This is a genomic window from Paenibacillus sp. FSL H7-0690, assembly GCF_037980415.1.
GTDB classification, from domain to species: domain Bacteria; phylum Bacillota; class Bacilli; order Paenibacillales; family Paenibacillaceae; genus Paenibacillus_AQ; species Paenibacillus_AQ odorifer.
On record NZ_CP150281.1, the window covers coordinates 5,007,286 to 5,029,367 of the forward strand.

Sequence of the window (22,082 nt, forward strand, 5' to 3'; positions counted from 1 at the left end):
TAGCTGATTATAAAAAAATAAGTGAACTAAAAAGCCAGGGTAAATTACCCTGGCTCTAATTTATTTATGTCTATTTTGATGCAATAACCCCTGACTTTTCCCTCGCAATAGCAGCAGCGCTTACCATGTTACGTAGTGCATCCTCTGTCTCCTGCCAGCCACGTGTTTTCAGACCGCAATCCGGATTAATCCAGAACTGTTCAGGGTCCAGCACCCGCAGCGCACGATCGATATTCGCCGTCATTTCTTCTACAGCCGGAACCCTCGGACTATGGATGTCATACACTCCAAGACCAATTCCTTTATCATAGGCCTGCTCCTCAAAGCTGATAATCAGCTCCCCATGGCTACGTGAAGTCTCAATGGAGATTACATCAGCATCCATAGCCGATATGGAATCGATCATGTCATTGAATTCGCTATAGCACATATGCGTATGAATTTGTGTCGTAGCCTTCACATGGTTCGTAGCAACGCGGAACGACTTCACTGCCCAGTTCAGGTAATGCTCACGGTCTTCTGCCTTAAGCGGAAGTCCTTCACGTATAGCCGGCTCATCCACTTGAATCATTTCGATGCCTGCATCTTCCAACGCTTTTACTTCATGGCGAAGGGCAAGAGCAATTTGATTGGCTACCTCTTCCCGGCTGAGATCATCACGTACAAATGACCAATTGAGGATAGTTACAGGACCCGTCAACATTCCTTTAACCGGAAGCTTCGTCAACGATTGTGCATAGACACTTTCTTTAACAGTCATAGGCTGTATAAATGCAACATCCGCGTAGATCACCGGTGGCTTAACGCAACGGGAACCGTAGGATTGAACCCAGCCATTACTAGTAAACAAGTATCCGTCCAGCTTTTCTCCGAAAAACTCCACCATATCTGTACGCTCGAACTCACCGTGGACCAGAACATCCAGACCTAGCTTTTCTTGGAAGGTAATTGCATCCGCGATCTGCTCACGAACAAATCCATCATAACGCTCCTGATTCCAGACCCCTTTACGCCATTTCAATCTCGCCTGACGCACTTCTACTGTCTGCGGGAAGCTACCAATTGTAGTGGTTGGCAGAAGTGGAAGCTGCCATTTCTCTTGCTGCACCTTTAAGCGTTCAGCAAAAGGCAAACTGCGTTGGTCCGGCAAAGCTGCAAGTGCAAGCACTTGCTCCGCCACATCCTTACGGCCACGCTCAGGTAGTGCGCGGAATGCTGCAATAGCTTCACGACTAGCGGCCAGCGCTGCTTTAGAAGCTTCTCCTTTATCTGCGAGGGCTGCTCCGAGCAAACTAAGCTCTGCAAGCTTCTCATCGGCAAAAGCTAACGCATTCTTAACTGTCGCCTTCTGCTTCACCTCACCTTGAACGGTGACTGGGACATGCAGCAGACTGCAAGAAGGCTGAAGAATAAGACGATCAAGCGGCACATGAACACTGAGCTTTTCTACCAGTTGCAGCTTAGCGTCTAAATCGGAACGCCAGATGTTCCGTCCATCAATAATTCCGGCACCCAGCCATTTGTCCTTCGGCCAGCCAAGACGTTCGATAGAAGCCAGATTTGCTCCACCATCGTGCACAAAGTCAAGACCCAAGCCTTGAACAGGCAACTCTAGCAGTGCCTCCAACGGTTCAGCAGCTTCGAAATACGTCTGTAAAATAATATTCAAGCCCGGCACGGAGCCGGCAATTTCTGTGTATATCGAGTTAAGCAGTGTTAATTCTTCTTTACTTATGCCTGTAACAATCGCTGGCTCATCGATTTGTACCCAGCTTACCCCTTCTTGCTTCAGTTCCTGTAGCAGTTGAACATAGACTGGAACAAAACGTGCAGCAATCTTGGCGATATCTGCCGCTGCGTAACCTTTGGACAGCTTAAGGAAGGTATACAGACCTAAAAGTACCGGTTTACCTTCAATCCCTGCCTGCGATTTAGCAAAACGATAAGCCGCTAGAGGTTTATTTTCAGTCAAGCGTGGTGTTTGTGTGCCGATCTCTGGAACGATATAGTGATAGTTCGTATTGAACCATTTGGTCATCTCACAGGCAGTAGCCTCAGCATTACCACGGGCCATTGCAAAATAAAGATCAAGCCCGATGTCGCCGCCATCATACGTGTACCGTGGAGGTACAATTCCAAACATAACAGCCGTATCCAACACATGGTCATAAAAAGTAAAATCATTCACCGGAATAAGCTCAATTCCTGCCTCTTGCTGGGTCTTCAAATGCTGCAGCTGAATTGCTGCCATTTCGGAGCGGAATTGCTCTTCATTTATTTTCCCCTGCCAGTAGGCTTCCAGTGTCTTTTTCCACTCGCGGTTCTTTCCGATTCTCGGATATCCAAGATTACTTACTTTTACTTTATTCGTCATCTCGATACACTCCCTCTTCCATCTCTTATTTCAAACTCCAAAGCTACTTGCTTTCCTATAAAAAAGAGCGCCCTTCCCTAAAAAAGTCAAAGGGAAAGACGCCCATGATATACCCATGGTTAACGTCTAACACCTCCCTATCTTCCGTAGGTGAAGCAGTGCTGTTGAAACAGGCAGGTCTCCTGGCTAGCGGCGTCAACATCTTGAGCAGTCTTCCCAGCAGTAGTAAATTGCCAGTGACCTCTGTTGCTCGAGATTCTTCCGTTACAGTGGCGGGACCGCATCGGCGTCGAACCGAATTTCCCTATTAAGCCTACCGAATTACTATTTTCCGGTCAGCACCTGTCTCCGATATCATTCATCATTTGAGTGTCTTAATCTGATGTCATCATACGTGAAAGCCCCAGCAATCTGCAATAGATTACTGGGGCTTCTGTTATATCGATTCCTTATAACGGACTTAGAAAAATACGAAATATACTACAGCAGCAAGAATTATACGGTATATAGCAAACGGTAAGAGCTTGATACGATTGATCAGTTTTAAGAAGAAACGCATCGATAACAGCGCAAATAGGAAGGCACTAATAAAGCCTGCAATAAAAAACGGCAACGCGTCCATGGTGAAATATTGCCAGTTTTTCATCAGTGACAACAGACTGGCACCTGCCATGATGGGTACTGCCATAATAAACGTAAAATCAGCAGCGGCACGATGGCTCATCCCGAGGAGTACTCCACCAGAAATCGTCGAGCCCGAGCGTGAAAATCCAGGCCATAACGAAAAACACTGTACAAGACCTACACCAAGTGCCTGTTTGTATGTAATCTGATCTACACTCTCAGTTCTGATCTTCTTCGGCCCAAACAGATCGGCAATAATCATTAATATAGCCCCAATCACTAGACCAATTAACACTGTTGAGGTAGAGAATAAATGCTCATCAATATAATCATTAAACAGAACACCTAACACACCTGCAGGCACTAACCCTACCAGAACCTGAGTCAGCTTGAGATGCCCGCCCTGCTCCAACTGCGGTAGCTCCTCTGTTACAGGATCCAACTGCTTACGGCTGAAACGCTTTAAGCCTAACAAATCAATGAACCGATTTCTAAAGATCACAACAACCGCTAATATTGAACCCAGTTGAATAACTACTTTGAAGGTATTTGCTGTATATTGTCCAAATAACTCCTGTGATTTCAGCCACATATCATCAACAATAATCATATGACCCGTGGAGGATACTGGAGCAAATTCGGTTAAACCTTCAACAAGCCCCAAAATAATGGCTTTAATAATCGTTAATAGCTCCATTTGTTTCCCTCCTTTTTAATAGTCATTTCTATTATCAGTCCACTACCCGCTTAGCCCTCAGTGTTCATTCTCCGGCTGCGTTTGCGGAAGTACAGAAACCCAAGAATAACTAATCCGCCAGCAATTAGTACATAGACTACATTGGAGTACACATCCATGTACACGGCAATGTCTTCCCAGGATTCGCCCAATACCGCGCCAATAAGCACAAGCAGCAAATTCCATCCCAATGTGCCAATCGTTGTGAAGATCATAAATACTCCAAATTTCATGCCCGACATTCCCGCCGGAATCGAAATCAGACTGCGGACCAGCGGAACCATCCGACAAAACAATACAGTCCAGTAGCCATATTTATCAAACCAGGCGTCAGCCTTGTGGATATCTTTTTTACTGACCCTAATTAGGCTACCCCAGCGTTCAACCAGTTTCTCTAACCGGCTCACATCCAATAATCGGCCAATATAATAGAGAATTACTGCACCCAGTAGTGAACCAGCCGTGGCAGCAATGATTACACCAGGGATCGTCAAGCTCGTCGTAGTCGTCATAAATCCTCCAAAGGGCAGGATCACTTCTGAAGGAATTGGTGGAAATATATTTTCAAAGGCCAGCATCAGAAAAATACCGAAGTAACCAAACTGCTCCATAAAATCTGTAATCCATGCTTGCATCTTGTTACCCCCATTTCTCATATCAAGTTCTTCTTCAGGTTGCGTAAATAGCGGCTGCGAATAAAAAAGAAGTATAGTCCTTGAACAGCCAAATATCCGAGTAACACCGCGCCTGTCTCCGTTGCGATAGATAAGTAGAACAACCGTTGAAGCGCAATAAAGGCAAACACACTGTGTAAAATAGCTATTCCGACCGGCACAAAAAACAACAAAGACAGCTGAATCGTAACTATTCGATTGAGTTCTTTATCCGTAAGTCCCATCTTGGACAAAGTGGAATATTGATTGCGATCATGATCAAGATCGGTATATAACCGGAAGTAAAGAAAGCTGCCTGCCGCGATAAAAAAGACAGTACCCACCAGCAAGGAAGCAAAAAGCATTGTGTTATACAATGTTTTCTGAAGTTCAAACAGCGTGCCGCTGATCACAATCGCATACGGAGAATCACTTTCATAGGACTGTTTGCCTTTATGGGCAAGATCAGCTGCGATACCTACCGTCTGCGGAAAATCCTCTACATAAAAACCTGTATAAAGATCCGTCTGCACGGGATCAATAGCACTGTAAAGCTCGTCACTGATCACGACACCACTAAAATCCCCGCCATCTCTACCATCCAGCTCCGGCAATAAATATTCGGCAATGGGGACTTGCTCGGTATAACCTATTTCTTTAATGGCAAGTCCTTGCTGCAAGGAATAGACCGCTTTTACTCTGCCTTCTGTTAAACTGCGATCCCGCTGCGAACCAATCATCACCAGACCTTCGTTGCCCACCAGAGCACGCTCAGCCGTTGTGAAACCTGCACGTTGCAGGGCGAGATTATAATCACTGAAAGCAATCAAGGGAAGGCGTAAAGTGCGATCGGGTCCAGTCTGAGCTTCGACCTCAGCATATTTAATCGGGATACTAAGCGCTTCATAAGGGAGTCCGTGCGTCTTGAGCTCTTCCTTAATTTCGTTCAGATGCTGATCAAAGGGTACACCCGTCTGATTTCCTTTGGCTACATAACCCACTGCTGCGGGATAATCCAATTTCAGCTCTCTGGAAAGTGTATGTATCGATGCAAATACCCCTACGGAAGTGAAGGAGACTGCGGATACAATCGTCACCATAAAAAACATTCGGCCGTTCTCTTTCCAGCGGTAGGACAAACCGGATAAAGTGATGATATTCGTACGATGCCAATACAAGCGCCGAATGTCCTTAAGCAGCTTAACCAAACAAATACTTAGCTGGGTATAAAAGAGATACGTCCCGATAACCGTAATCGCAACGACCGGAAACATGACTTTCTCTACGGAAGCAGCTTTTGCAGTAGCCGCCATATAATAACCACTGATCAGCAGTACAGCAGAAATAATAGATAATACAAAGGATACTTTGGGTTCTTCTTCTGCCTTACGCTCTCCCTGAAACAGATGCATCAGTGACTCATTGCCGATAAAAACAAAGGTGCAAAGCGATATCAGAAAAAACAATAACACGAAGCTGCAAATCGTAAGCACAAGTGCCTGCCATGGGAGATGAAAGGTTAACAGGGGAATTCCCAAAAAAGTAGATCCGATCATCAAAAATAATTTGCCCAGAAGTAACCCGAGAAGGGTACCTGTCAGGATGGCAGAGGTGCCGATCATCATATTTTCCAGAAAAACCATGGTGTTCAGCTGTCTCTTCGTCATTCCATGCATCAATAAAATTCCGAACTCCATCTTGCGCGACTGCAGGAAGGATCCAACGGATACGAGTACGAACAAAGAACAAAAGACATAAATAATTGCCTCTGCCACCATCATCGTATGAGCCGCCGTACTATAAATTAAGCTCTTTGAAATATCCGGATGGTAAATAAACAAAGCGCACACGAAAAAGATCATCACCGAAAAAGCACTGACGACAAAATAAGCGGCATATTTGCGTTTATTACGTGTTACATTCCTATAAGCGAATTGCCGAAAGGTCATGGCTGGTTCCCCCAAGCAGAGACAGCATATCAATAATACTTTGGAAGAAAGCGCCTCTATTACTGCCCTTGTACATTTCACTATAGAAACGTCCGTCTTTAATAAAGATGACCCGGTTGCAAAAGCTTGCCGCCACTGCGTCATGTGTGACCATCAGCACCGTAGCTCCTTCTTCCTTATTCACCTCTGTCAACATATTCATGACTTCCCCTGAGGCTTTGGAGTCCAGATTGCCTGTGGGCTCATCCGCCAAAATTAACGATGGACGATGAATCATCGCCCGGGCGATAGCCGCCCGCTGCATTTGTCCGCCTGAGACCTCGTACGTGCGCTTCTTCAGCAAATGTTCGATGCCAAGCAAGGTAGTGACCTCTTTCAGCCTGCTCTCCATCTCTGGGACACGAGCACCTGCAAGCGTTAAAGGTAATACGATGTTTTCCTCTACAGTGAGCGTATCCAGTAGATTAAAATGCTGAAAGACGAAGCCTAGCTCATGACGGCGAAAAAGCGCCTTTTCTTTTCTGCTAAGCAGATTAGGATCTCGGCCGTTGATTAGAATCTGACCGGAGGTCGGTTGGTCGATGGTGGCAATCGTGTTGAGCAGCGTTGTTTTCCCGCTCCCGGATGGACCCATTATGCCAACAAACTCCCCCTTTTCTACAGAAAAGCGGATATGATTCAGCGCCTGAGTGGACACTTTACCCTCATATATTTTTGATAAATTATGAACATCTAGAATGGGCAAGTGTTACCTCTCCTTCTTTCGACTGGATTGCCTTCATTATACAAAGTGTACACATAGGCTGCTATTTCTGAAACTTACAATGCCCTTACACATTTGTAAGGTTTGTTATATGCTGCTCCCTAAATACAATCCGCACGGTGGTCCCGCTTCCTTCTTCGGAACGGATACTCACCTCATGTCCAAGCTTGCCGCAGATCTGCTTCACGAGATATAAACCCATCCCCGTAGATTCCTGGAAGGTTCGTCCATTCACCCCGGTAAAATAAGCATCGAACACGCGCGGCAGATCTCCTGCTGGTATGCCTACTCCTTCATCCCGGATCTCAAGCACAGTCTGCTTATCTTCCGTGACCATCCCTTGGAAATAAACATGTTTGCCCTCTTCTGTCGTATAACGTACAGCGTTCGTAATCAGCTGCGTAAGGACAAAAGTGAGCCATTTTTCATCCGTGGTTACGGTAATCTGCTCATCTATTTGTATAGCTGGAAATACTCTTTTTCGAATAAAAAGACGCTTCTGCTCAGAGGTCACACCACGTACGATGGTCTCCAAATTCAGCCGTTCCACATAAAAATCGTGCTCGAAAGTATCCAGACGGGCCGTATAAAGCACGGTATCCAGTCCTTTTTTCAGACGATCCAGTTCATCACCAATTGCCGTAAAAGGCGGACCATCCTTATCCTGAATGATCAGATGAATGACAGACAACGGCGTCTTCATGCCATGTACCCATTGATTAATAAAGTGAATATGCTCTTCTAATTTGTGGCGGTAGCTGTGCAAATCATTTTTGTAGAGGCGGAATTGCGACCCCAGTAAACCTCGCAAGCTTACGGCTAGCGGAGAATCCTGTGTAGGGCCACCTGCCTCATCGAGAGAGGAGGGCGTAGTCTCCAAACGTTCATAGAACGTGCGATTGGTGACGTAACGGTAAGCGAGGTAGCCAATCAGTAGACAAGTGCTGAGCAGCGCGGCATATAAACTTACATTCAGACCGCTGCCTCCATCCAGCCGATACACTAATGTGATCAGGACTAGCTGGGCTAGATAGACCACGATCAGGGGGAACTGTTCCCGTAATAACAACTTCATTCCTCATCCCCCCAATTCGGAATCAAACGGTAGCCTTGACCGCGCACGGTTTGTAGTCCATCTGTGATAGCGAGAGCGGCAAGTTTTTTGCGTACACGTGTAACATATACATTTAAGGTATTTTCATCCACGAAGGCTTGATCATCCCAGATTTTTTCGAGCAGCCTGTCCCTGGTAACGATGACGCCTGATTTTTGCATTAGCTCATCTAGTATCTTGGCTTCCGTGTGGCTTAAGTCCACTTTAGCTTCGCCTCGGGTAAGGATTAGCCGCTCTACATCCAGCGTCATTCCGGCAACGTTTAGTGTGCGTTCATTATTCCCACCGGCATAGGTGCCGTAGGCGCGCCGCAGCTGACTTTTGATTTTGGCCATCGCGATTTCGTAATCAAAAGGCTTAGTGATATAATCGTCGGCTCCATTTTCCAGCGCCATTACTTGGTCCATTTTGCCATCGCGGGCAGATATAAAAAGAATAGGGCAGGTTGAAATTCCGCGAATCTGGCGGCACCAGTAATAACCATCGTATTTTGGCAAATTAACATCAAGGAGTACCAGATGTGGCGTGAACGCCTCAAACTGAGTGCGGACCCGCTCAAAATCACTCACCGCCTGCGTTTCATATCCAAACTTATGTAAATAATCCTGTAGCAAAGCCACAAGTCCACGGTCATCTTCTATAATAAATATTTTGAACATATCATGCCTCCGGTCCAGCCTTAACAATATAAGGGGGTCTGCCAAATAATATATACACCGTGCATAGGGTTAGTCAAATCGGAAGGAAGAAAAAAGAACCCATGAAGCCCCTGTTTACGGCACCTTCTAGGTTCTTGGATAAGTTAGGTTTAAGGATATCAACTAGTCCCATTGTTTCTTCTGAATCCCGGCAAGAACTCTCTCTACAGGTGCCCAGCCGATAAGTTCTGGTTGGCTCCAGCCCGGAGCAGCTTGCAGATGGCAAATTTCCATGTAGTGATCTATCCTAACTATATCCCAGGCATGAATGGCCTCGCCATTCCCAAGGGCCAAAGCTACATGCCCCCAATCCTTAAGCTCACCGTCCACCAAACCTGAGCAAGCATAAAAAACAAACGCGCCAGCTGGCGGAGCCCCGGTATTCTTGTGCGCATCGTACAGCTCTGCGGATTCGCGTGCATCGCTGCCTCCCCACATTTCGATCCCATTGCTTCTTTCATATGCATCTTCAACAAAAGCAAGACAACGCAGCGGATACTCCTGCGACCCCAGCCGCTCCTTAGCCCAACTAATGGCACTCTCAATTTCCTTGCCAAATTCCACGTCCATTACCAATATACATTCCTCCAAAGTACGATATAGTGTTGAACACATCATACCTGAACCTGCTACTCATGAGCTGGTATTATATAGTTATCAATTAAACTATCCCAATTGTACCTGAGTGGTCATCTACTTCGGCCAACCATTACTTAAAAAACATAAAAAACCGTAAATGAGCATAGCACATTACGGCTCTAACAAACTATAAATTGGTTTAAAGATACAGGAGTGGTGGTGGTAGCAGTAACAGTAGTAGTGGTAGCGGTAGTGGAGGACAATTTAAAGTTGATATTGCAGACGCCGAACGGTGATATCCCATCGAACATAAGTAACTTATTGCTTGTTGGAGTAGCTCATCTGCGGGATTTATACCGCTCATTTGACTGTAGGAGTGCTCCATCGGCTCCATTCTGCGGGATTTATACCGTACATCTGACCGTATACGCTCTATCGGCTCCATTCTACGGGATTTATACCGTACATCTGACCGTATACGCTCCATCGGCTCCATTCTGCGGGATTTATACCGTACATTTGGCTATATATGCTCCATCGGCTCCATTCTACGGGATTTATACCGTACATCTGACCGTATACGCTCGATCGGCTCTATTCTACGGGATTTATACCGTACATTTGGCTATATATGCTCCATCGGCTCCATTCTACGGGATTTATACCGTACATCTGACCGTATACGCTCTATCGGCTCCATTCTACGGGATTTATACCGTACATCTGACCGTATACGCTCCATCGGCTCCATTCTACGGGATTTATACCGTACATTTGACAGTGTCGAGTAAATTAAAGGCAGTTTTGCCCTTCTTTCGCGCGATACTAAACCTTTACAGCAAAACAAGGGCATTTCTGCCCTTGTTTCACCACACCCTATAGCACTACCGCTGAAACAACGCGTCCTCTTGTAATGTTGTATACCTCGTATGCTCCATATTTCGTATGCTCTTTGCCTCATATGCTCAGCATTTCCATGCTCACTCCACATCTCGCACGCTTTTTGCCTCATATGCTCAGCAATGCCACGCTCACTCCACATTTCGCACGCTCTCTGCCTCACCTACTCAGCACTTCACACACTCACTCCACATTCTATATATCCTCTACTTCCACGCTATGCAATGCGCTCACGCAGACTTATCTACCATCCAGCAGATTGCCGAGCCCGCCAAGCACGCTTCCTTCTTCTTTCCGACCGCTGTTGCCGGCAGCGGACAGGATGCGATCGGCCATTCGGCTGAATGGCAGCGACTGTACCCACACCTTGCCGGGTCCGCGCAACGTTGCGAAGAACAGGCCTTCGCCGCCGAACAGCGCGGTTTTGACCCCTTTTACAAACTCAATATTATAATCCACCGAAGACGTCATAGCGACTAGACAGCCAGTGTCCAGCTTAAGCGTCTCTCCCGGTTGAAGTGTGCGTTCCATAACATAACCGCCAGAGTGTACAAATGAAAGTCCGTCACCCTCCAGCTTTTGCATAATAAAACCTTCACCACCAAAAAAGCCGGTACCCAGCTTACGCTGAAATTCAATACCGATTGAAACGCCCTTTGCCGCGCAAAGGAATGAATCCTTTTGACAGATGATTTTTCCACCGTATTGCTGCAGGTCGAGCGGGATGATTTTGCCTGGGTACGGAGCAGCAAAGGTGACACTTTTACGTCCATAAGAACCACTGTGTGTAAAGACAGTCATAAACAAGCTTTCACCTGTCAACAGACGTTTGCCCGCGCCCATCAGCTTCCCCATCAAGCCACTTCCTCGCGAGCCTCCGCTGCCGTCGCCAAATATCGTCTCCATTGTTATTTCCTGATCCATCATCATGAAGCTCCCGGCTTCGGCAATTACACTCTCTCCTGGGTCAAGCTGCACCTCTACACACTGTATTTCCTCACCCATAATGGCATAATCAATCTCATGAGCACTCATCCCGCAGTTCCTCCTTATAATTAAAGTCAACATGTGACTTATGAATGAAAATATATACGTGCGTGGCGATTCACGGTTTCGCTAATCCTAACTATCCATGAAAACCGCCTATATTCAGCAAAAAAATCAACCAGAGGTTCTGGCTGACCTTAATCCGGTATCCCTGAAAAATGTTATTTATTCCAGCTTTCTTCAGGTTACTGTACCACATCTCTTGTCAATACTTGATAATATGTTACAATACTTTTTATACTTAAATGTTTATTTAGTACTCCAATTCTAATGATAAAGGTGAAATGAATGAATCCACAATCGGAATATGCAATTCTGCTATACTATAAATTTGTAAAAGTGCCGGATGCAGAACAATTCGCCCAGGAGCATTTGGCTTACTGCAAAGAGCTTGATGTAAAGGGACGAATTCTCATCTCAGATGAAGGCATTAACGGAACACTATCAGGTACGGTTGCCCAAACCGAGCAATATATGAAGGATTTGCGCGCAAACCCTCTGTTTAGCGATATCGTCTTCAAGATCGATGAGGCTGAGGGTCATGCCTTCAAAAAGATCTTCGTTCGTTATAAAAAAGAACTCGTGACGTTCCGGGTCGAGGATGAACTGGACCCTAACGTGATTACCGGAAAGCATCTGGCGCCTAAAGATTTCTATGAAATGATGCAGCGCGACGATGTGGTGATTCTGGATGGTCGTACCGGTTACGAATTCGATCTTGGTCATTTCCGCGGCTCCATCCGCCCCGAAGTAGATAGCTTCAAAGAATTCCCGGACTGGATTCGCGAGAATATGAGCGACCTTAAGGATAAACCAATCCTGACCTACTGTACAGGCGGGATCCGCTGCGAGAAATTAAGCGGGTTTATGATGAAGGAAGGTTTTGGACAGGTGTACCAGCTGGATGGCGGCATTGTGACTTACGGTAAAGACCCTGAGGTACAGGGCCAACTGTTTGATGGAAAATGTTATGTCTTCGATGAGCGGATTTCCGTACAGATTAATCATACCGACGAGGATATCGTTGTCGGACGTTGCCATCACTGCGGTCAGCCAGCTGACCAATTTATCAATTGTGCTAACGATGCTTGTCATCTTCAGCATATTTGCTGTGAGGACTGTGAAACACAGCACAGTGGTCATTGCTCGGACGAATGCGAAGCAATCACGAATGCCGTGGGCTAAATAAAAGGACAAGCTGGCCGCAAATGTTTCTACACGATTCAAAGACGAGCACTAGTGAGTCTTAAGTTAACTAAAAGGTGGCGTACAGGATTTTCACTGTACGCCACCTTTTGTTATGAGCGAAACGTCCGAGCAACGACCCTAAGGACTACACCCTTTAAATTACGTCATATCCAGCAAAAAAAAGTCAACCAGAAACTCTGGCTGACCTTAAATGTAGTATATCCCCGAATAAGCTGTTTATACCAGCCTTCTTCACATTACCGTACCATCATGCGGTTTACGCAGTGTAGATTGAATCTTTGGCGCTTTCACTAGCTTTGGTTTGCCTAAAGAGGTTGTAAAGGTGATCACATAGCCGGCTACGACTACTGCCATCACTGTATACATCGTTTCTTTAACAGGCATATAAAAGAGTGATAGTGCCAGAACGATTACATCCATCATGATGAATACCGTACCTACTTTGATTCCCTTCCATTCACTAACCAGCAACGACAAAATATCGTCTCCACCGCTAGCCCCGCCACTCCGCAGGATAATTCCCGCTCCTAAACCTGTCAGTACGCCGGACAAAAGAGCTGCTAATGCCAAATTGTCCTGCAAGTTGATGACCAAACCGGAATAACGTTCCATGAGACCATAGAAGATTGTAAAAGCTCCTACAGAAACAAAGGTGTTGCACACGAACGCTTTCCCTTTGAACATCCATGCTATCAAGAGTACTGGAACGTCTAGAAGCAGAGTTGAAATCGAAGGTGAAATTCCTAATACGTATTTGCCGAGCAGCGATAATCCTACGAATCCGCCCTCTGACAAATGATTCTGAAAATTGATGTGATAATAAGTAAATGCAAGCAAAAATGTTCCAAACAAAATGACTGTCAATCGGAGCAGTACATTCACTCCGTAATTGTGGTTCCTCATACAGGTCTCCCCTTATCGTATATGGCGGCTAGACGTCCCACCAACCTCTACGACGGGTAAAACCGGAGGTATTGCTCCTTCGCATATATATACTCCTTCCCCTCGCAGAGGCGGTTCGTCAAGTAACAACGGTTTACGCACCTTCTACAGGGAAGCTAAGTATAAGACAGATCATAACGTTTCCAAATCGTCCTTTGGGGAATCGTCCTTCGGGGACACATGGTATCCTGATCCTTTCTCTAATTTGATAAGTTCTGTTTACATTATACCACGGAGCCACCCTACTCTAAACAGTTTGCCAGAAAAAAGCAGGAATCACTCTGTACTCCGCAGCAAACGGTTGATTGTTTCACGTCTTACACCGATCAATTGTCCTATTTCTTCCTGGGTCAATAACTCTGTTAGCGCTGCGCCATGAGAGTAGTCATTAAACCAGCGGGTTAGCAATTCCATACGTTCTGCAGGCGTACCTACAGTAAGATGATCCAGCCGTGTCTGCATAAACCGTACCTTCTCCTGAAGCAGTCTGGCGATTTCCATCGCTTGACCAGAATCCTCCCGCAACTGTTGATACCATTCTGCTGATGGAACTGCCTCCACCTCGCTCTTCATCATCGCAACTGCCGTTCCATGCGCCTCCTTTGGCGAAATGAGTGAATGATGGGGAACCATCTCACCGGGATACAGGATGTTGAATAACACCATGTTCCCATTCTCATGAAGTCTTGTGACCTTGAACAGCCCGCTTTTTACCTTAAATAAAAAATCACAGCTGTCTCCTTGGCGGAACAAGACTTCCCCCTTATGTAATATCATCTCGCTCGCTCCTTTTCCTTCTGATTATATATATTTTCAATTATATAAAATTAAACCTCATTTATGGAGATAAATCTACCTATGGGCGAGGAGGTGGGTGATTAAAATCCATGCAAAAACTGCTGGACACCAGAATAACAATTCTGGCACCCAGCAGTTCAATTTACTTATAAAGTTACTTTGCTTCAAGCGGTTTCTTCCATAATCCGAGCATCAATCCGGAGATGACCGAACCGATCAGAACAGCCAACAGGAACAACAGCGCGTGGCTTGAAAGGGCAGCTACAAAGATCCCGCCATGCGGAGCCGGCACGTTGATATTCCAAAGCTGTGTAAGACCTCCAGCAACGGCCGAACCAAGAATACAAGAGGTTAGGACACGAAGCGGATCGGCTGCGGCGAATGGAATGGCCCCTTCCGTAATGAACGACAAGCCCAGCACATAGTTCGTTAAGCCTGATTTACGTTCTTCTTCCGTGAATTTATTCTTAAAGAAAGTAGAAGCCAGTGCTATTGCAAGTGGAGGCACCATCCCCCCCGCCATTACAGCAGCCATCATGAAGCCGTTGGTATTGCCACTGGTAGTGAATACACCGATGGCAAAAGTATAAGCAGCTTTATTGAAAGGTCCACCCATATCTATGGCCATCATGCCACCGAGAACCAGACCCAGAATAACAGCATTAACAGTTCCAAGATCATTAAGCCAATCAATCAGTCCTACATTGATCCAGCTAAAGACCGGATCGAACAGGTAATACATCAATCCACCGGTAATTAGAAGCCCGAATACCGGATATAACAGGATCGGCTTCAGTCCGTCAAGTGTTTTAGGCAGTCCTGCAAATACTTTACGTAATCCGATAATTACATAACCCGCCAAGAAACCAGCAGCCAGCCCGCCGAGGAACCCAGCGTTGGAATTCAAGGCCATGTAACCCCCAACCATACCTGGCATCAGAGCCGGACGATCACCAATGCTAAGCGCTATAAATCCAGCAAGGACTGGAATTAGGAAATGGAAGGCACCATCTCCACCACCAATTGTCTGCAGTAACTGGAACAGCGGATGATCTGCTCCACCTACTTGTTCAATCAGGAAGGAGATTGCTAGCAGAATACCGCCACCGACTACAAACGGGAGCATGTGGGAGATCCCATTCATTAAGTCCTTATATATTTTACTGCCGATACTGCCAGATTTCTCTTTAGACCCTTCGTCATTGCCACCGCGACCTTCATTGTGATAAATCGGCGCTTCCCCATTCATAGCTTTACGAATAAGCTCTTCCGGCTTACGGATGCCATCACTTACAGGTCTTTGCAGTACAGGTTTACCGTCAAAACGGGCCATTTCCACCTTTTTATCAGCTGCAACAATTACACCGCTTGCACGCCGAATCTCATCAGGGGTAAGTACGTTTTTGGCCCCTTCTGAACCATTCGTCTCTACACGGATATTAACTCCCATTTCCAGAGCTTTTTTCTTAAGGGCATCTTCAGCCATAAAAGTGTGTGCAATGCCTGTAGGACAAGCAGTTACAGCTACGACAAAAGCTTGGGAATCCGGGTTGCCCACGATTACACGTTCAGGCTCTGACTTCGCGGCAGTTTCAGCAGCTTCGTTCTCTTTCTCCTTAGCTTCACCTTCCGCCTGCTTGGCATCAAACAAAGCTGATACCTCGTCAGGAGTCTGAGTATTCATAAGCTGTTCAATGAACTCGCTATCGATCAGTAGTCTGGACAATGAGGCCAGTGTACGAAGATGCATATTGCCTGCTCCTTCTGGAGCGGCAATCATAAAGAAAATACGTGCTGGCTCATCATCAAGGGATTCAAACTCCACTCCCCTTGCGCTCTTAGCAAATACAACCGTCGCTTCATTTACCGCTTTAGTCTTAGCGTGCGGCATTGCAATGCCGCCGCCAATCCCAGTGCTGGACTGCTCTTCGCGCTTCAGAATCATCTCTTTAAAAAGGATCGGATCATTAATTCGGCCACTTGCAGCAAGACTCGCAATCAATTCATCAATTGCAGCTTCCTTAGTTGTAGCTTTTAGATCCATGATCATCGTTTCTTTTATCATTAAATCCGTTATTCTCATCATGCTCAACTCCCTTAAGTACTTTGAATGCTGTCGGCTTACACTTCTGAGATTTGGATCAGCGGTCTCAGCTGTTCAATGAATTCTCTGTCCGCTAAGTCATCAGAGAATGCGGTTGCACTGCCCGAGGCAACGCCTGCACGGAACGCCTCCAACAAGTCTCCTGTCAAAGACAGTGTCCCTACAAAACCAGCGATCATGGAATCTCCTGCACCTACAGAATTTTTCACTTTACCTGATGGTGCGTTGGCGTGGTATACCCCTTGCTCCGTAATGAACAAAGCCCCTTCACCCGCCATGGAAACCAGTACATTTTTCGCTCCTGCATCCAGCAGCTTGCGTCCATAAGTAATAATCTCTTCCCTCGTATCTATGGTTACGCCGAATAGCTCTGCGAGCTCATGATGGTTCGGTTTAACCAGCAATGGCTGATACGCCAGTGCTTTTTGAAGTGCAGCACCAGTAGTGTCAATGACGAATTCCGCTCCGCTCTGTTTGCACACAGCTATAAGCTTGTCATAGAAATCTGCACCCAGTGATGGGGGAACGCTTCCCGACAAAATCACTACATCCTCCGCGTTCAGAGCAGCCAACTTTTGCAATAGTGCATTGGCTTCAGGATCATGAATGACGGGTCCAACACCGTTAATCTCCGTTTCCTCTCCATGCTTGAGCTTGATATTAATCCGCGTATCATCGGAAACAAACACGAAATCGCTTGAAATTGACTCTTCGTGTAACCAATCCTCAATATATCGGCCGGTGAAGCCTCCAAGGAATCCCATAGCCTTATTCTGAACCCCAAGCTGATTAAGCACTCGGGATACGTTAATTCCTTTCCCTCCCGGAAGCTTCAAATCACGTTTCATCCGGTTCAAGTCACCCAGTCTCAAATCTTCCACTTCCACGATATAATCAATGGAAGGATTAAGCGTTACAGTATAGATCATGATTATCCCTCAATTATGTTGGTTTTCTAAGCCATAGATTACCGATCACAAGTACGGCATCTGTAATTTCTCCAAACGATCACACGGTAATTCATAATTGCTTATCCTATATAAAATTTATACCAGCGTGAAATCCACACCCAATTGCGTGATCTCACGGATGAATTTGTCAGACGCTCCTGAATCTATAATGCAATGATCCATTTCCGTCACATCTGCAACCTTGCTAAAGGATATCTGCCCCAGCTTACTGTGATCTGCCAGTAGAATAACTTGCTTGGCGACTGCGATCATTTTGCGTTTTGTAGCTGCCTCTAACATGTTCGGAGTTGTGATGCCTTCCCGCAAATCCAGTCCATTAGTGGCAAGAAAAGTTTTATCTACTCTCACCATATCTAAGGAACGCTCTGTCATCGGTCCAACAAAAGCCATCGTATCCGGGCGAAGCATACCGCCTGTAATTGAGACTTCGATATTGCGGCAATCCCGCAGCTCATTCAGCGCCATAATCGAGTTCGTAATGACTTTGATATTCGAAAAGTTCTTCAGTTCTCTGGCAATCTGCAGTGTTGTTGTTCCTGCATCAAGCAGTATTGCGTCCCCCTCCTGAATCATCTCCACGGCCTTACGGGCAATCCGTTGCTTCTCATCCAACAAATGGTCTTCCTTATCAGGATAAGCCGCTTCAAAATTGACGCTCTGCAGGGAAACCGCTCCGCCATGAGTACGCTTTAATAGCTTGGCTTCTTCCAGCTCCTTCAGATCACGGCGCACAGTAGACTCAGATACGCTCATTTCCTGACTTAGCTCCTGTACAGAAGCTCTGGAGTTCTTTTCCACAAAAAGCACGATTTTTTGTTTTCTCTCTTCCTCAAACATCATCGTGGCTCGCTCCTTTATGTGACAGCGCGACCTGTGCAATTCCTTGCGCTCATCTATGAATTTTCTTGACCGTTAATTGATTATATGTGACCGTTATTGATCGTTTGTGCTCGTTTATGATTTTAACAGCGTTTTCATCCTGTGTAAAGTGCTAAAAAGAGACAGTGCAAAATTACATCCGAATTGCCTATCTCATATGCGGCATTTATAACATATTAATAATACATACCGGGAAAAGCGGGTGATCAGAAATGGCCAATGGAAGAAACAGCGGGAGAAATAAAGGCAACAGCAATGCTAATAAGAATGGGACCACCAATAACAATAATCCAGTGGAATCCGCAGAACTTAGCGCTGAGGATTATGAGATCATCGCAGCTGGACTTGTAGCCTTAGGTGAGATTTTTTCCTTTTTATCTCTTGTTAAAGCAAGACAAGTTACCAAAGAAACCGGAGGCGAAGATGTAGTTCCTGAAATCTTCACTTTATCCACTAGAAAATCTCATAGACGAAAGTCAAGATAATCTGTGAAAAAGCAGAGAAATAGTTATATCCCCTTGTTAAATTGCGAACTTTTTACTTGGCGTAACCTTTTTAACTAGAACCTCTATATGGGTATGCCAAGAACTACCTAAAAGGAATTGCCCGCTTTTGAATCAATACTTGTAAATTAGGGTTATTAAACTACATAGACATAAATTTGAATTTTGGGGGATGTTTTTATTGCCACAACAGAAGTATTTTCGGACAAGCCTTGCTATTATCGCCTTTTTACTGATTTTGTACTTAGGCTCCAAAGTAATGTTTCTCTTCGCCCCACTGGGTGCCATTTTCAAATTATTACTTGTTCCCATGATGTTATCAGGGTTCATGTACTACCTGCTGCGTCCGTTAGTAAGAATCCTTGAGAAAAGAAAATTAAACCGGGCGTTCTCCATCCTGCTCATTTATTTTCTGATTGCCGGCTTGTTCGTTCTCTTCTGGATTCTAGTCTGGCCGACACTTCAAGAACAAATTCAGAACTTTATTGATAACACTCCTTACCTCGTGCAAGGTTTGCAGGATCAGTTCAATGCATTGAGGGAGAATCCGACACTTTCGCGTTTTTTCAAAGGGGATTCCGACGTCGCAGCCCGTTTATCAGAATTTCTTAGCGATACTATTACCTGGGTTACCAATTCCATGTCCAATTTGATTGGCGTTGTTTCCAGCATTGTAGTGTTAATCGCAACTTTGCCCATCATTCTGTACTACATGCTAAAAGATGACTATAAGCTATCGCCTAAACTTCAAGGCTTAATTCCGAGAAAATATCGTAAGGAAGGGCAAGAGATGTTTGGAGATATCGACAGCGCCTTAAGCAGCTTCATCGTCACACGCGTGGTGCTAAATGTCGTACTCGGTATTATGTTATATATAGGGTTCCTTATCATCGGACTGCCTTACTCCCTGTTGCTCGCCGTAATTTCAGTGCCCCTTAACTTCATTCCATATGTGGGATCATTCTTAGCAGCGATTCCGGTAATTATAGTGGGTTTCATTGAATCACCGACGATGGCCATATGGTCCCTGGTTGTAATCTTCATTGCCCAGCAGATCCAGGATAATGTACTCTCACCGATTATTTACGGAAAATCATTGGATGTTCATCCACTGACTACGGTCATCCTTGTCCTTATAGGTGGAGACTTCTACGGTATTATCGGAGTTCTTATTGCGCTCCCTGTTTATATGATTATAAAAATTGTTTTCCTGCGCGTGTATGAGATTATTATTGCAGACCGGATAGATGAAACTGAGCCTATCAAAAAAGAGGAGCTATAACGGTTGTAATCTACTTCGTGAACGGGCGGAGCTTATCTATAAAATAAAAAAGGGTACGTCTCCAATCACTCGGAGTCGTACCCTTTTTTATTCTTTACAGGTGCCTGAAATCATCCTCGTAAAGAACGAACTACAAAGATGTGATTGCCCTTCATCAGGTTTTGGCCGTTCTGAAGAGTAACTGAACCTTTCGTATGTGAGGTAATAATCGTATTAAAGGCAATAAGCTGATCTTCTTTCCAGACGCTAACCGCCGATTTAAAATACACTGCATTGTCAAATTGCTGCCGATCCCTTATCACATAACCTACGGAATGGAGAACTGGAGGCAGCGCTCTTTCTTTTGGAGCCAGAGCCTTAATAACAACAATATCCCGAAACGGCACAGCAATTTCCTGATGGCCAATCACCGCCACCGATGCGGAAAGGTCCCATTTGCGGAGGATTCCCTTCATAATGGTATAAGGTTTCTCCCCGCAGTACATTATAACGGGTTTACCTACCCAATGCTTCATAGCTACCTCCCCTTCGCATCACTCCATAAATTATAAGTCCGGAATGAACCAATCTATTCCTGCCAACCCCTGCGACTCTAAAAATTGGTTGGCCTTTGAGAACGGACGACTGCCAAAAAATCCACGATGCGATGAAAGTGGGCTTGGATGAGGCGATTGCAGCACCTTATGCCGGCTTTGATCGATGAAGGCGCCTTTTTTCTGCGCATGACTTCCCCATAATATAAACACCATAGGCGTAGATCTTTCATTTAGCTTTTGCATAATAGTGTCTGTGAATGTCTCCCAGCCCAGACCTTTATGCGAACCAGCCTCACCTTCACGTACCGTCAGCACGGTGTTCAGCAACAACACTCCCTGCTCTGCTAAGTGCAGCAAAGAGCCGTGGTTCGGAACAGGCACACCGACGTCCTCCTTCAGCTCTGCATAAATATTGCGCAGTGACGGAGGGATACGTACCCCCAGATTGACAGAGAAGCTTAGTCCGTGCGCTTGTCCGGGACCATGATAAGGATCTTGACCTAAAATAACTACATGGGTCTCCTTATAAGGCGTTAATTTCAATGCTGTGAACAATAATTCTTTTGGCGGATAAACGGTATGTTCCTTATATTCTTGTGTTAGTGCGTCCATTAATTTTAGAAAATAGGGCTTTTGCATTTCATCCTGCAATACCTCATCCCAATCGTTGCCAAACATCCCCAAACTCCTCCTTTAACCGAAACCATAGCGATATAGCTTTTTTATTTCCGACCATAATCCGCTTTGATCTCGCCCCACTCTTTGGTCTGCCACTTGAGCACCTTATTGTCATATGTATTGGTTTGCAACCAACGCTCTGCCCGATCAATAAGCACCCAAATTTCCTCTGTTGAAGAATCGCGCGGCAAGGTTGTTGCCACCTTCTTCTGCTTCACCCACTTCATTGCATTTACTGAATCACTGTAGACCGTTTTATCGCTTCCCTCTTTCTTTAACAACGCCAAGGCATGAACAATCGCTAAAAATTCGCCTAAATTATTAGTGCCCTTTTTGATCGGACCACAGGAGAAAATGATATCTCCCGTTTGTGTATCTACACCCTTATATTCAACAGGCCCCGGATTACCACGAGTCCCCACATCTACTGAAATACTGTTGTAATCAATCTCCTCAGAGGTCTCTACTGTAGCACTGCGTTTAAAAGAACTAGTCCCCTTAGACTTTGCTGCACCAGCTGCCCCTGTTCCCCAATTCCCCTTCCAGCCCGCTTTATATGCCGCATCAGCTGCTGCTTTGGATTCATAGGATTTATATTTTGCACCGGTATAATGATCTGTCTGTGCCTGGCATTCTGCCCAAGTGCTATAGACTCCCGGTTGTTTACCTTCCCAGACTACATAATATTTCTGTTTGGCCATGGATAATGCTCCTTTTCTACTGCCTGTACTTATTGTAATCCA

At 45.5% G+C, this 22,082-nt stretch carries 21 protein-coding genes and 1 riboswitch; of the genes, 4 read left to right on the plus strand and 17 right to left on the minus strand.

All coding sequences use genetic code 11. From position 1 onward, the window contains the following. Positions 1-70: 70 nt before the first annotated feature. The 8 genes from metE to MHI32_RS22175 all read right to left on the minus strand — a co-directional run bounded on the left by metE (position 71) and on the right by MHI32_RS22175 (position 9,487). Positions 71-2,374: a 5-methyltetrahydropteroyltriglutamate--homocysteine S-methyltransferase gene (metE, locus tag MHI32_RS22140; protein ID WP_340010859.1), complete on the minus strand. Its 2,304-nt coding sequence runs from the start codon at positions 2,372-2,374 to the stop codon at positions 71-73. Positions 2,375-2,528: 154 nt separating this feature from the next. Next, positions 2,529-2,735: riboswitch (cobalamin riboswitch) on the minus strand. Between the two features lie 99 nt (positions 2,736-2,834). Next, complete coding sequence (locus MHI32_RS22145; protein WP_076130699.1) at positions 2,835-3,695, minus strand: undecaprenyl-diphosphate phosphatase; 861 nt, start codon at positions 3,693-3,695, stop codon at positions 2,835-2,837. Between the two features lie 50 nt (positions 3,696-3,745). Further along, a complete protein-coding gene (locus tag MHI32_RS22150) occupies positions 3,746-4,369 on the minus strand; it encodes a DedA family protein (RefSeq protein ID WP_076281532.1) in 624 nt (207 codons plus the stop codon). Between the two features lie 17 nt (positions 4,370-4,386). Continuing rightward, positions 4,387-6,336, minus strand: a complete 1,950-nt coding sequence (locus MHI32_RS22155) for an FtsX-like permease family protein (RefSeq protein ID WP_340010860.1) — start codon at positions 6,334-6,336, stop codon at positions 4,387-4,389. Further along, positions 6,311-7,081, minus strand: a complete 771-nt coding sequence (locus tag MHI32_RS22160; protein ID WP_076184196.1) for an ABC transporter ATP-binding protein — start codon at positions 7,079-7,081, stop codon at positions 6,311-6,313. Before MHI32_RS22160 ends, MHI32_RS22155 begins: the two co-directional genes overlap by 26 nt. Positions 7,082-7,166: 85 nt before the next feature. Then, positions 7,167-8,174 carry a sensor histidine kinase gene (locus MHI32_RS22165; protein WP_076130702.1) on the minus strand — a complete coding sequence of 336 codons (1,008 nt, stop codon included), beginning with the start codon at positions 8,172-8,174 and terminating at the stop codon, positions 7,167-7,169. Then, positions 8,171-8,872 carry a response regulator transcription factor gene (locus MHI32_RS22170; protein ID WP_038572574.1) on the minus strand — a complete coding sequence of 234 codons (702 nt, stop codon included), beginning with the start codon at positions 8,870-8,872 and terminating at the stop codon, positions 8,171-8,173. The genes MHI32_RS22165 and MHI32_RS22170 overlap by 4 nt, the downstream gene beginning before the upstream one ends. Positions 8,873-9,034: 162 nt before the next feature. Continuing rightward, the gene (locus tag MHI32_RS22175) at positions 9,035-9,487 is read right to left on the minus strand and encodes an NlpC/P60 family protein (protein WP_340010862.1); all 453 of its coding nucleotides are present in this window, start codon (positions 9,485-9,487) and stop codon (positions 9,035-9,037) included. Between the two features lie 222 nt (positions 9,488-9,709). Between MHI32_RS22175 and MHI32_RS22180 the strand changes: the two genes are divergently transcribed. Beyond that, complete coding sequence (locus MHI32_RS22180; RefSeq protein WP_340010864.1) at positions 9,710-10,372, plus strand: hypothetical protein; 663 nt, start codon at positions 9,710-9,712, stop codon at positions 10,370-10,372. A 258-nt stretch (positions 10,373-10,630) separates the two neighbouring features. Here the strand turns inward: MHI32_RS22180 and MHI32_RS22185 are convergent, their stop codons facing one another. Further along, entirely contained in the window at positions 10,631-11,425 is a 795-nt protein-coding gene (locus MHI32_RS22185) for a TIGR00266 family protein (RefSeq protein WP_038572584.1), read from the minus strand. A 300-nt stretch (positions 11,426-11,725) separates the two neighbouring features. Here MHI32_RS22185 and MHI32_RS22190 point away from each other — a divergent pair, with 300 nt between their 5' ends. Then, positions 11,726-12,622 (plus strand): rhodanese-related sulfurtransferase, encoded by an 897-nt coding sequence (locus tag MHI32_RS22190; RefSeq protein ID WP_076302702.1) that lies wholly within the window; start codon positions 11,726-11,728, stop codon positions 12,620-12,622. Positions 12,623-12,877: 255 nt separating this feature from the next. Here the strand turns inward: MHI32_RS22190 and MHI32_RS22195 are convergent, their stop codons facing one another. From MHI32_RS22195 to MHI32_RS22215, 5 genes are all read right to left on the minus strand, one after another. After that, complete coding sequence (locus tag MHI32_RS22195; RefSeq protein WP_076130250.1) at positions 12,878-13,549, minus strand: YitT family protein; 672 nt, start codon at positions 13,547-13,549, stop codon at positions 12,878-12,880. 315 nt (positions 13,550-13,864) lie between these two features. Next, a complete protein-coding gene (locus tag MHI32_RS22200; protein ID WP_076217941.1) occupies positions 13,865-14,365 on the minus strand; it encodes a Crp/Fnr family transcriptional regulator in 501 nt (166 codons plus the stop codon). 175 nt (positions 14,366-14,540) lie between these two features. After that, positions 14,541-16,469, minus strand: coding sequence for a fructose-specific PTS transporter subunit EIIC (locus MHI32_RS22205; RefSeq protein ID WP_248548397.1), 1,929 nt, complete (start codon positions 16,467-16,469; stop codon positions 14,541-14,543). A 38-nt stretch (positions 16,470-16,507) separates the two neighbouring features. Further along, the gene (gene pfkB / locus MHI32_RS22210) at positions 16,508-17,419 is read right to left on the minus strand and encodes a 1-phosphofructokinase (RefSeq protein ID WP_076184203.1); all 912 of its coding nucleotides are present in this window, start codon (positions 17,417-17,419) and stop codon (positions 16,508-16,510) included. Positions 17,420-17,536: 117 nt separating this feature from the next. Then, the gene (locus tag MHI32_RS22215; RefSeq protein WP_340010867.1) at positions 17,537-18,301 is read right to left on the minus strand and encodes a DeoR/GlpR family DNA-binding transcription regulator; all 765 of its coding nucleotides are present in this window, start codon (positions 18,299-18,301) and stop codon (positions 17,537-17,539) included. Between the two features lie 251 nt (positions 18,302-18,552). Between MHI32_RS22215 and MHI32_RS22220 the strand changes: the two genes are divergently transcribed. Both MHI32_RS22220 and MHI32_RS22225 read left to right on the plus strand, forming a co-directional pair. After that, positions 18,553-18,825 carry a hypothetical protein gene (locus tag MHI32_RS22220; RefSeq protein ID WP_076130246.1) on the plus strand — a complete coding sequence of 91 codons (273 nt, stop codon included), beginning with the start codon at positions 18,553-18,555 and terminating at the stop codon, positions 18,823-18,825. Positions 18,826-19,015: 190 nt separating this feature from the next. Next, a complete protein-coding gene (locus MHI32_RS22225) occupies positions 19,016-20,125 on the plus strand; it encodes an AI-2E family transporter (protein ID WP_076130245.1) in 1,110 nt (369 codons plus the stop codon). 110 nt (positions 20,126-20,235) lie between these two features. Here MHI32_RS22225 and MHI32_RS22230 read toward each other — a convergent pair whose 3' ends face one another. The 3 genes from MHI32_RS22230 to MHI32_RS22240 are packed head-to-tail and all read right to left on the minus strand — an operon-like array spanning position 20,236 to position 22,040. After that, positions 20,236-20,640: a hypothetical protein gene (locus MHI32_RS22230; RefSeq protein ID WP_340010868.1), complete on the minus strand. Its 405-nt coding sequence runs from the start codon at positions 20,638-20,640 to the stop codon at positions 20,236-20,238. Between the two features lie 30 nt (positions 20,641-20,670). After that, complete coding sequence (gene ung, locus MHI32_RS22235; protein WP_340010869.1) at positions 20,671-21,339, minus strand: uracil-DNA glycosylase; 669 nt, start codon at positions 21,337-21,339, stop codon at positions 20,671-20,673. Positions 21,340-21,383: 44 nt separating this feature from the next. Continuing rightward, positions 21,384-22,040 carry a ribonuclease H family protein gene (locus tag MHI32_RS22240; RefSeq protein ID WP_076184205.1) on the minus strand — a complete coding sequence of 219 codons (657 nt, stop codon included), beginning with the start codon at positions 22,038-22,040 and terminating at the stop codon, positions 21,384-21,386. Positions 22,041-22,082 lie beyond the last annotated feature (42 nt).

Excerpts from the sequence above, each read along its gene's own strand:
- metE (WP_340010859.1), bottom strand. The coding sequence starts at position 2,374 with ATGACGAATAAAGTAAAAGTAAGTAATCTTGGATATCCGAGAATCGGA.
- MHI32_RS22145 (WP_076130699.1), bottom strand. The coding sequence starts at position 3,695 with ATGGAGCTATTAACGATTATTAAAGCCATTATTTTGGGGCTTGTTGAA.
- MHI32_RS22150 (WP_076281532.1), bottom strand. The coding sequence starts at position 4,369 with ATGCAAGCATGGATTACAGATTTTATGGAGCAGTTTGGTTACTTCGGT.
- MHI32_RS22155 (WP_340010860.1), bottom strand. The coding sequence starts at position 6,336 with ATGACCTTTCGGCAATTCGCTTATAGGAATGTAACACGTAATAAACGC.
- MHI32_RS22165 (WP_076130702.1), bottom strand. The coding sequence starts at position 8,174 with ATGAAGTTGTTATTACGGGAACAGTTCCCCCTGATCGTGGTCTATCTA.
- MHI32_RS22170 (WP_038572574.1), bottom strand. The coding sequence starts at position 8,872 with ATGTTCAAAATATTTATTATAGAAGATGACCGTGGACTTGTGGCTTTG.
- MHI32_RS22185 (WP_038572584.1), bottom strand. The coding sequence starts at position 11,425 with ATGAGTGCTCATGAGATTGATTATGCCATTATGGGTGAGGAAATACAG.
- MHI32_RS22190 (WP_076302702.1), top strand. The coding sequence starts at position 11,726 with ATGAATCCACAATCGGAATATGCAATTCTGCTATACTATAAATTTGTA.
- MHI32_RS22195 (WP_076130250.1), bottom strand. The coding sequence starts at position 13,549 with ATGAGGAACCACAATTACGGAGTGAATGTACTGCTCCGATTGACAGTC.
- MHI32_RS22200 (WP_076217941.1), bottom strand. The coding sequence starts at position 14,365 with ATGATATTACATAAGGGGGAAGTCTTGTTCCGCCAAGGAGACAGCTGT.
- MHI32_RS22205 (WP_248548397.1), bottom strand. The coding sequence starts at position 16,469 with ATGAGAATAACGGATTTAATGATAAAAGAAACGATGATCATGGATCTA.
- pfkB (WP_076184203.1), bottom strand. The coding sequence starts at position 17,419 with ATGATCTATACTGTAACGCTTAATCCTTCCATTGATTATATCGTGGAA.
- MHI32_RS22215 (WP_340010867.1), bottom strand. The coding sequence starts at position 18,301 with ATGATGTTTGAGGAAGAGAGAAAACAAAAAATCGTGCTTTTTGTGGAA.
- MHI32_RS22220 (WP_076130246.1), top strand. The coding sequence starts at position 18,553 with ATGGCCAATGGAAGAAACAGCGGGAGAAATAAAGGCAACAGCAATGCT.
- MHI32_RS22225 (WP_076130245.1), top strand. The coding sequence starts at position 19,016 with ATGTTTTTATTGCCACAACAGAAGTATTTTCGGACAAGCCTTGCTATT.
- MHI32_RS22230 (WP_340010868.1), bottom strand. The coding sequence starts at position 20,640 with ATGAAGCATTGGGTAGGTAAACCCGTTATAATGTACTGCGGGGAGAAA.
- ung (WP_340010869.1), bottom strand. The coding sequence starts at position 21,339 with ATGTTTGGCAACGATTGGGATGAGGTATTGCAGGATGAAATGCAAAAG.
- MHI32_RS22240 (WP_076184205.1), bottom strand. The coding sequence starts at position 22,040 with ATGGCCAAACAGAAATATTATGTAGTCTGGGAAGGTAAACAACCGGGA.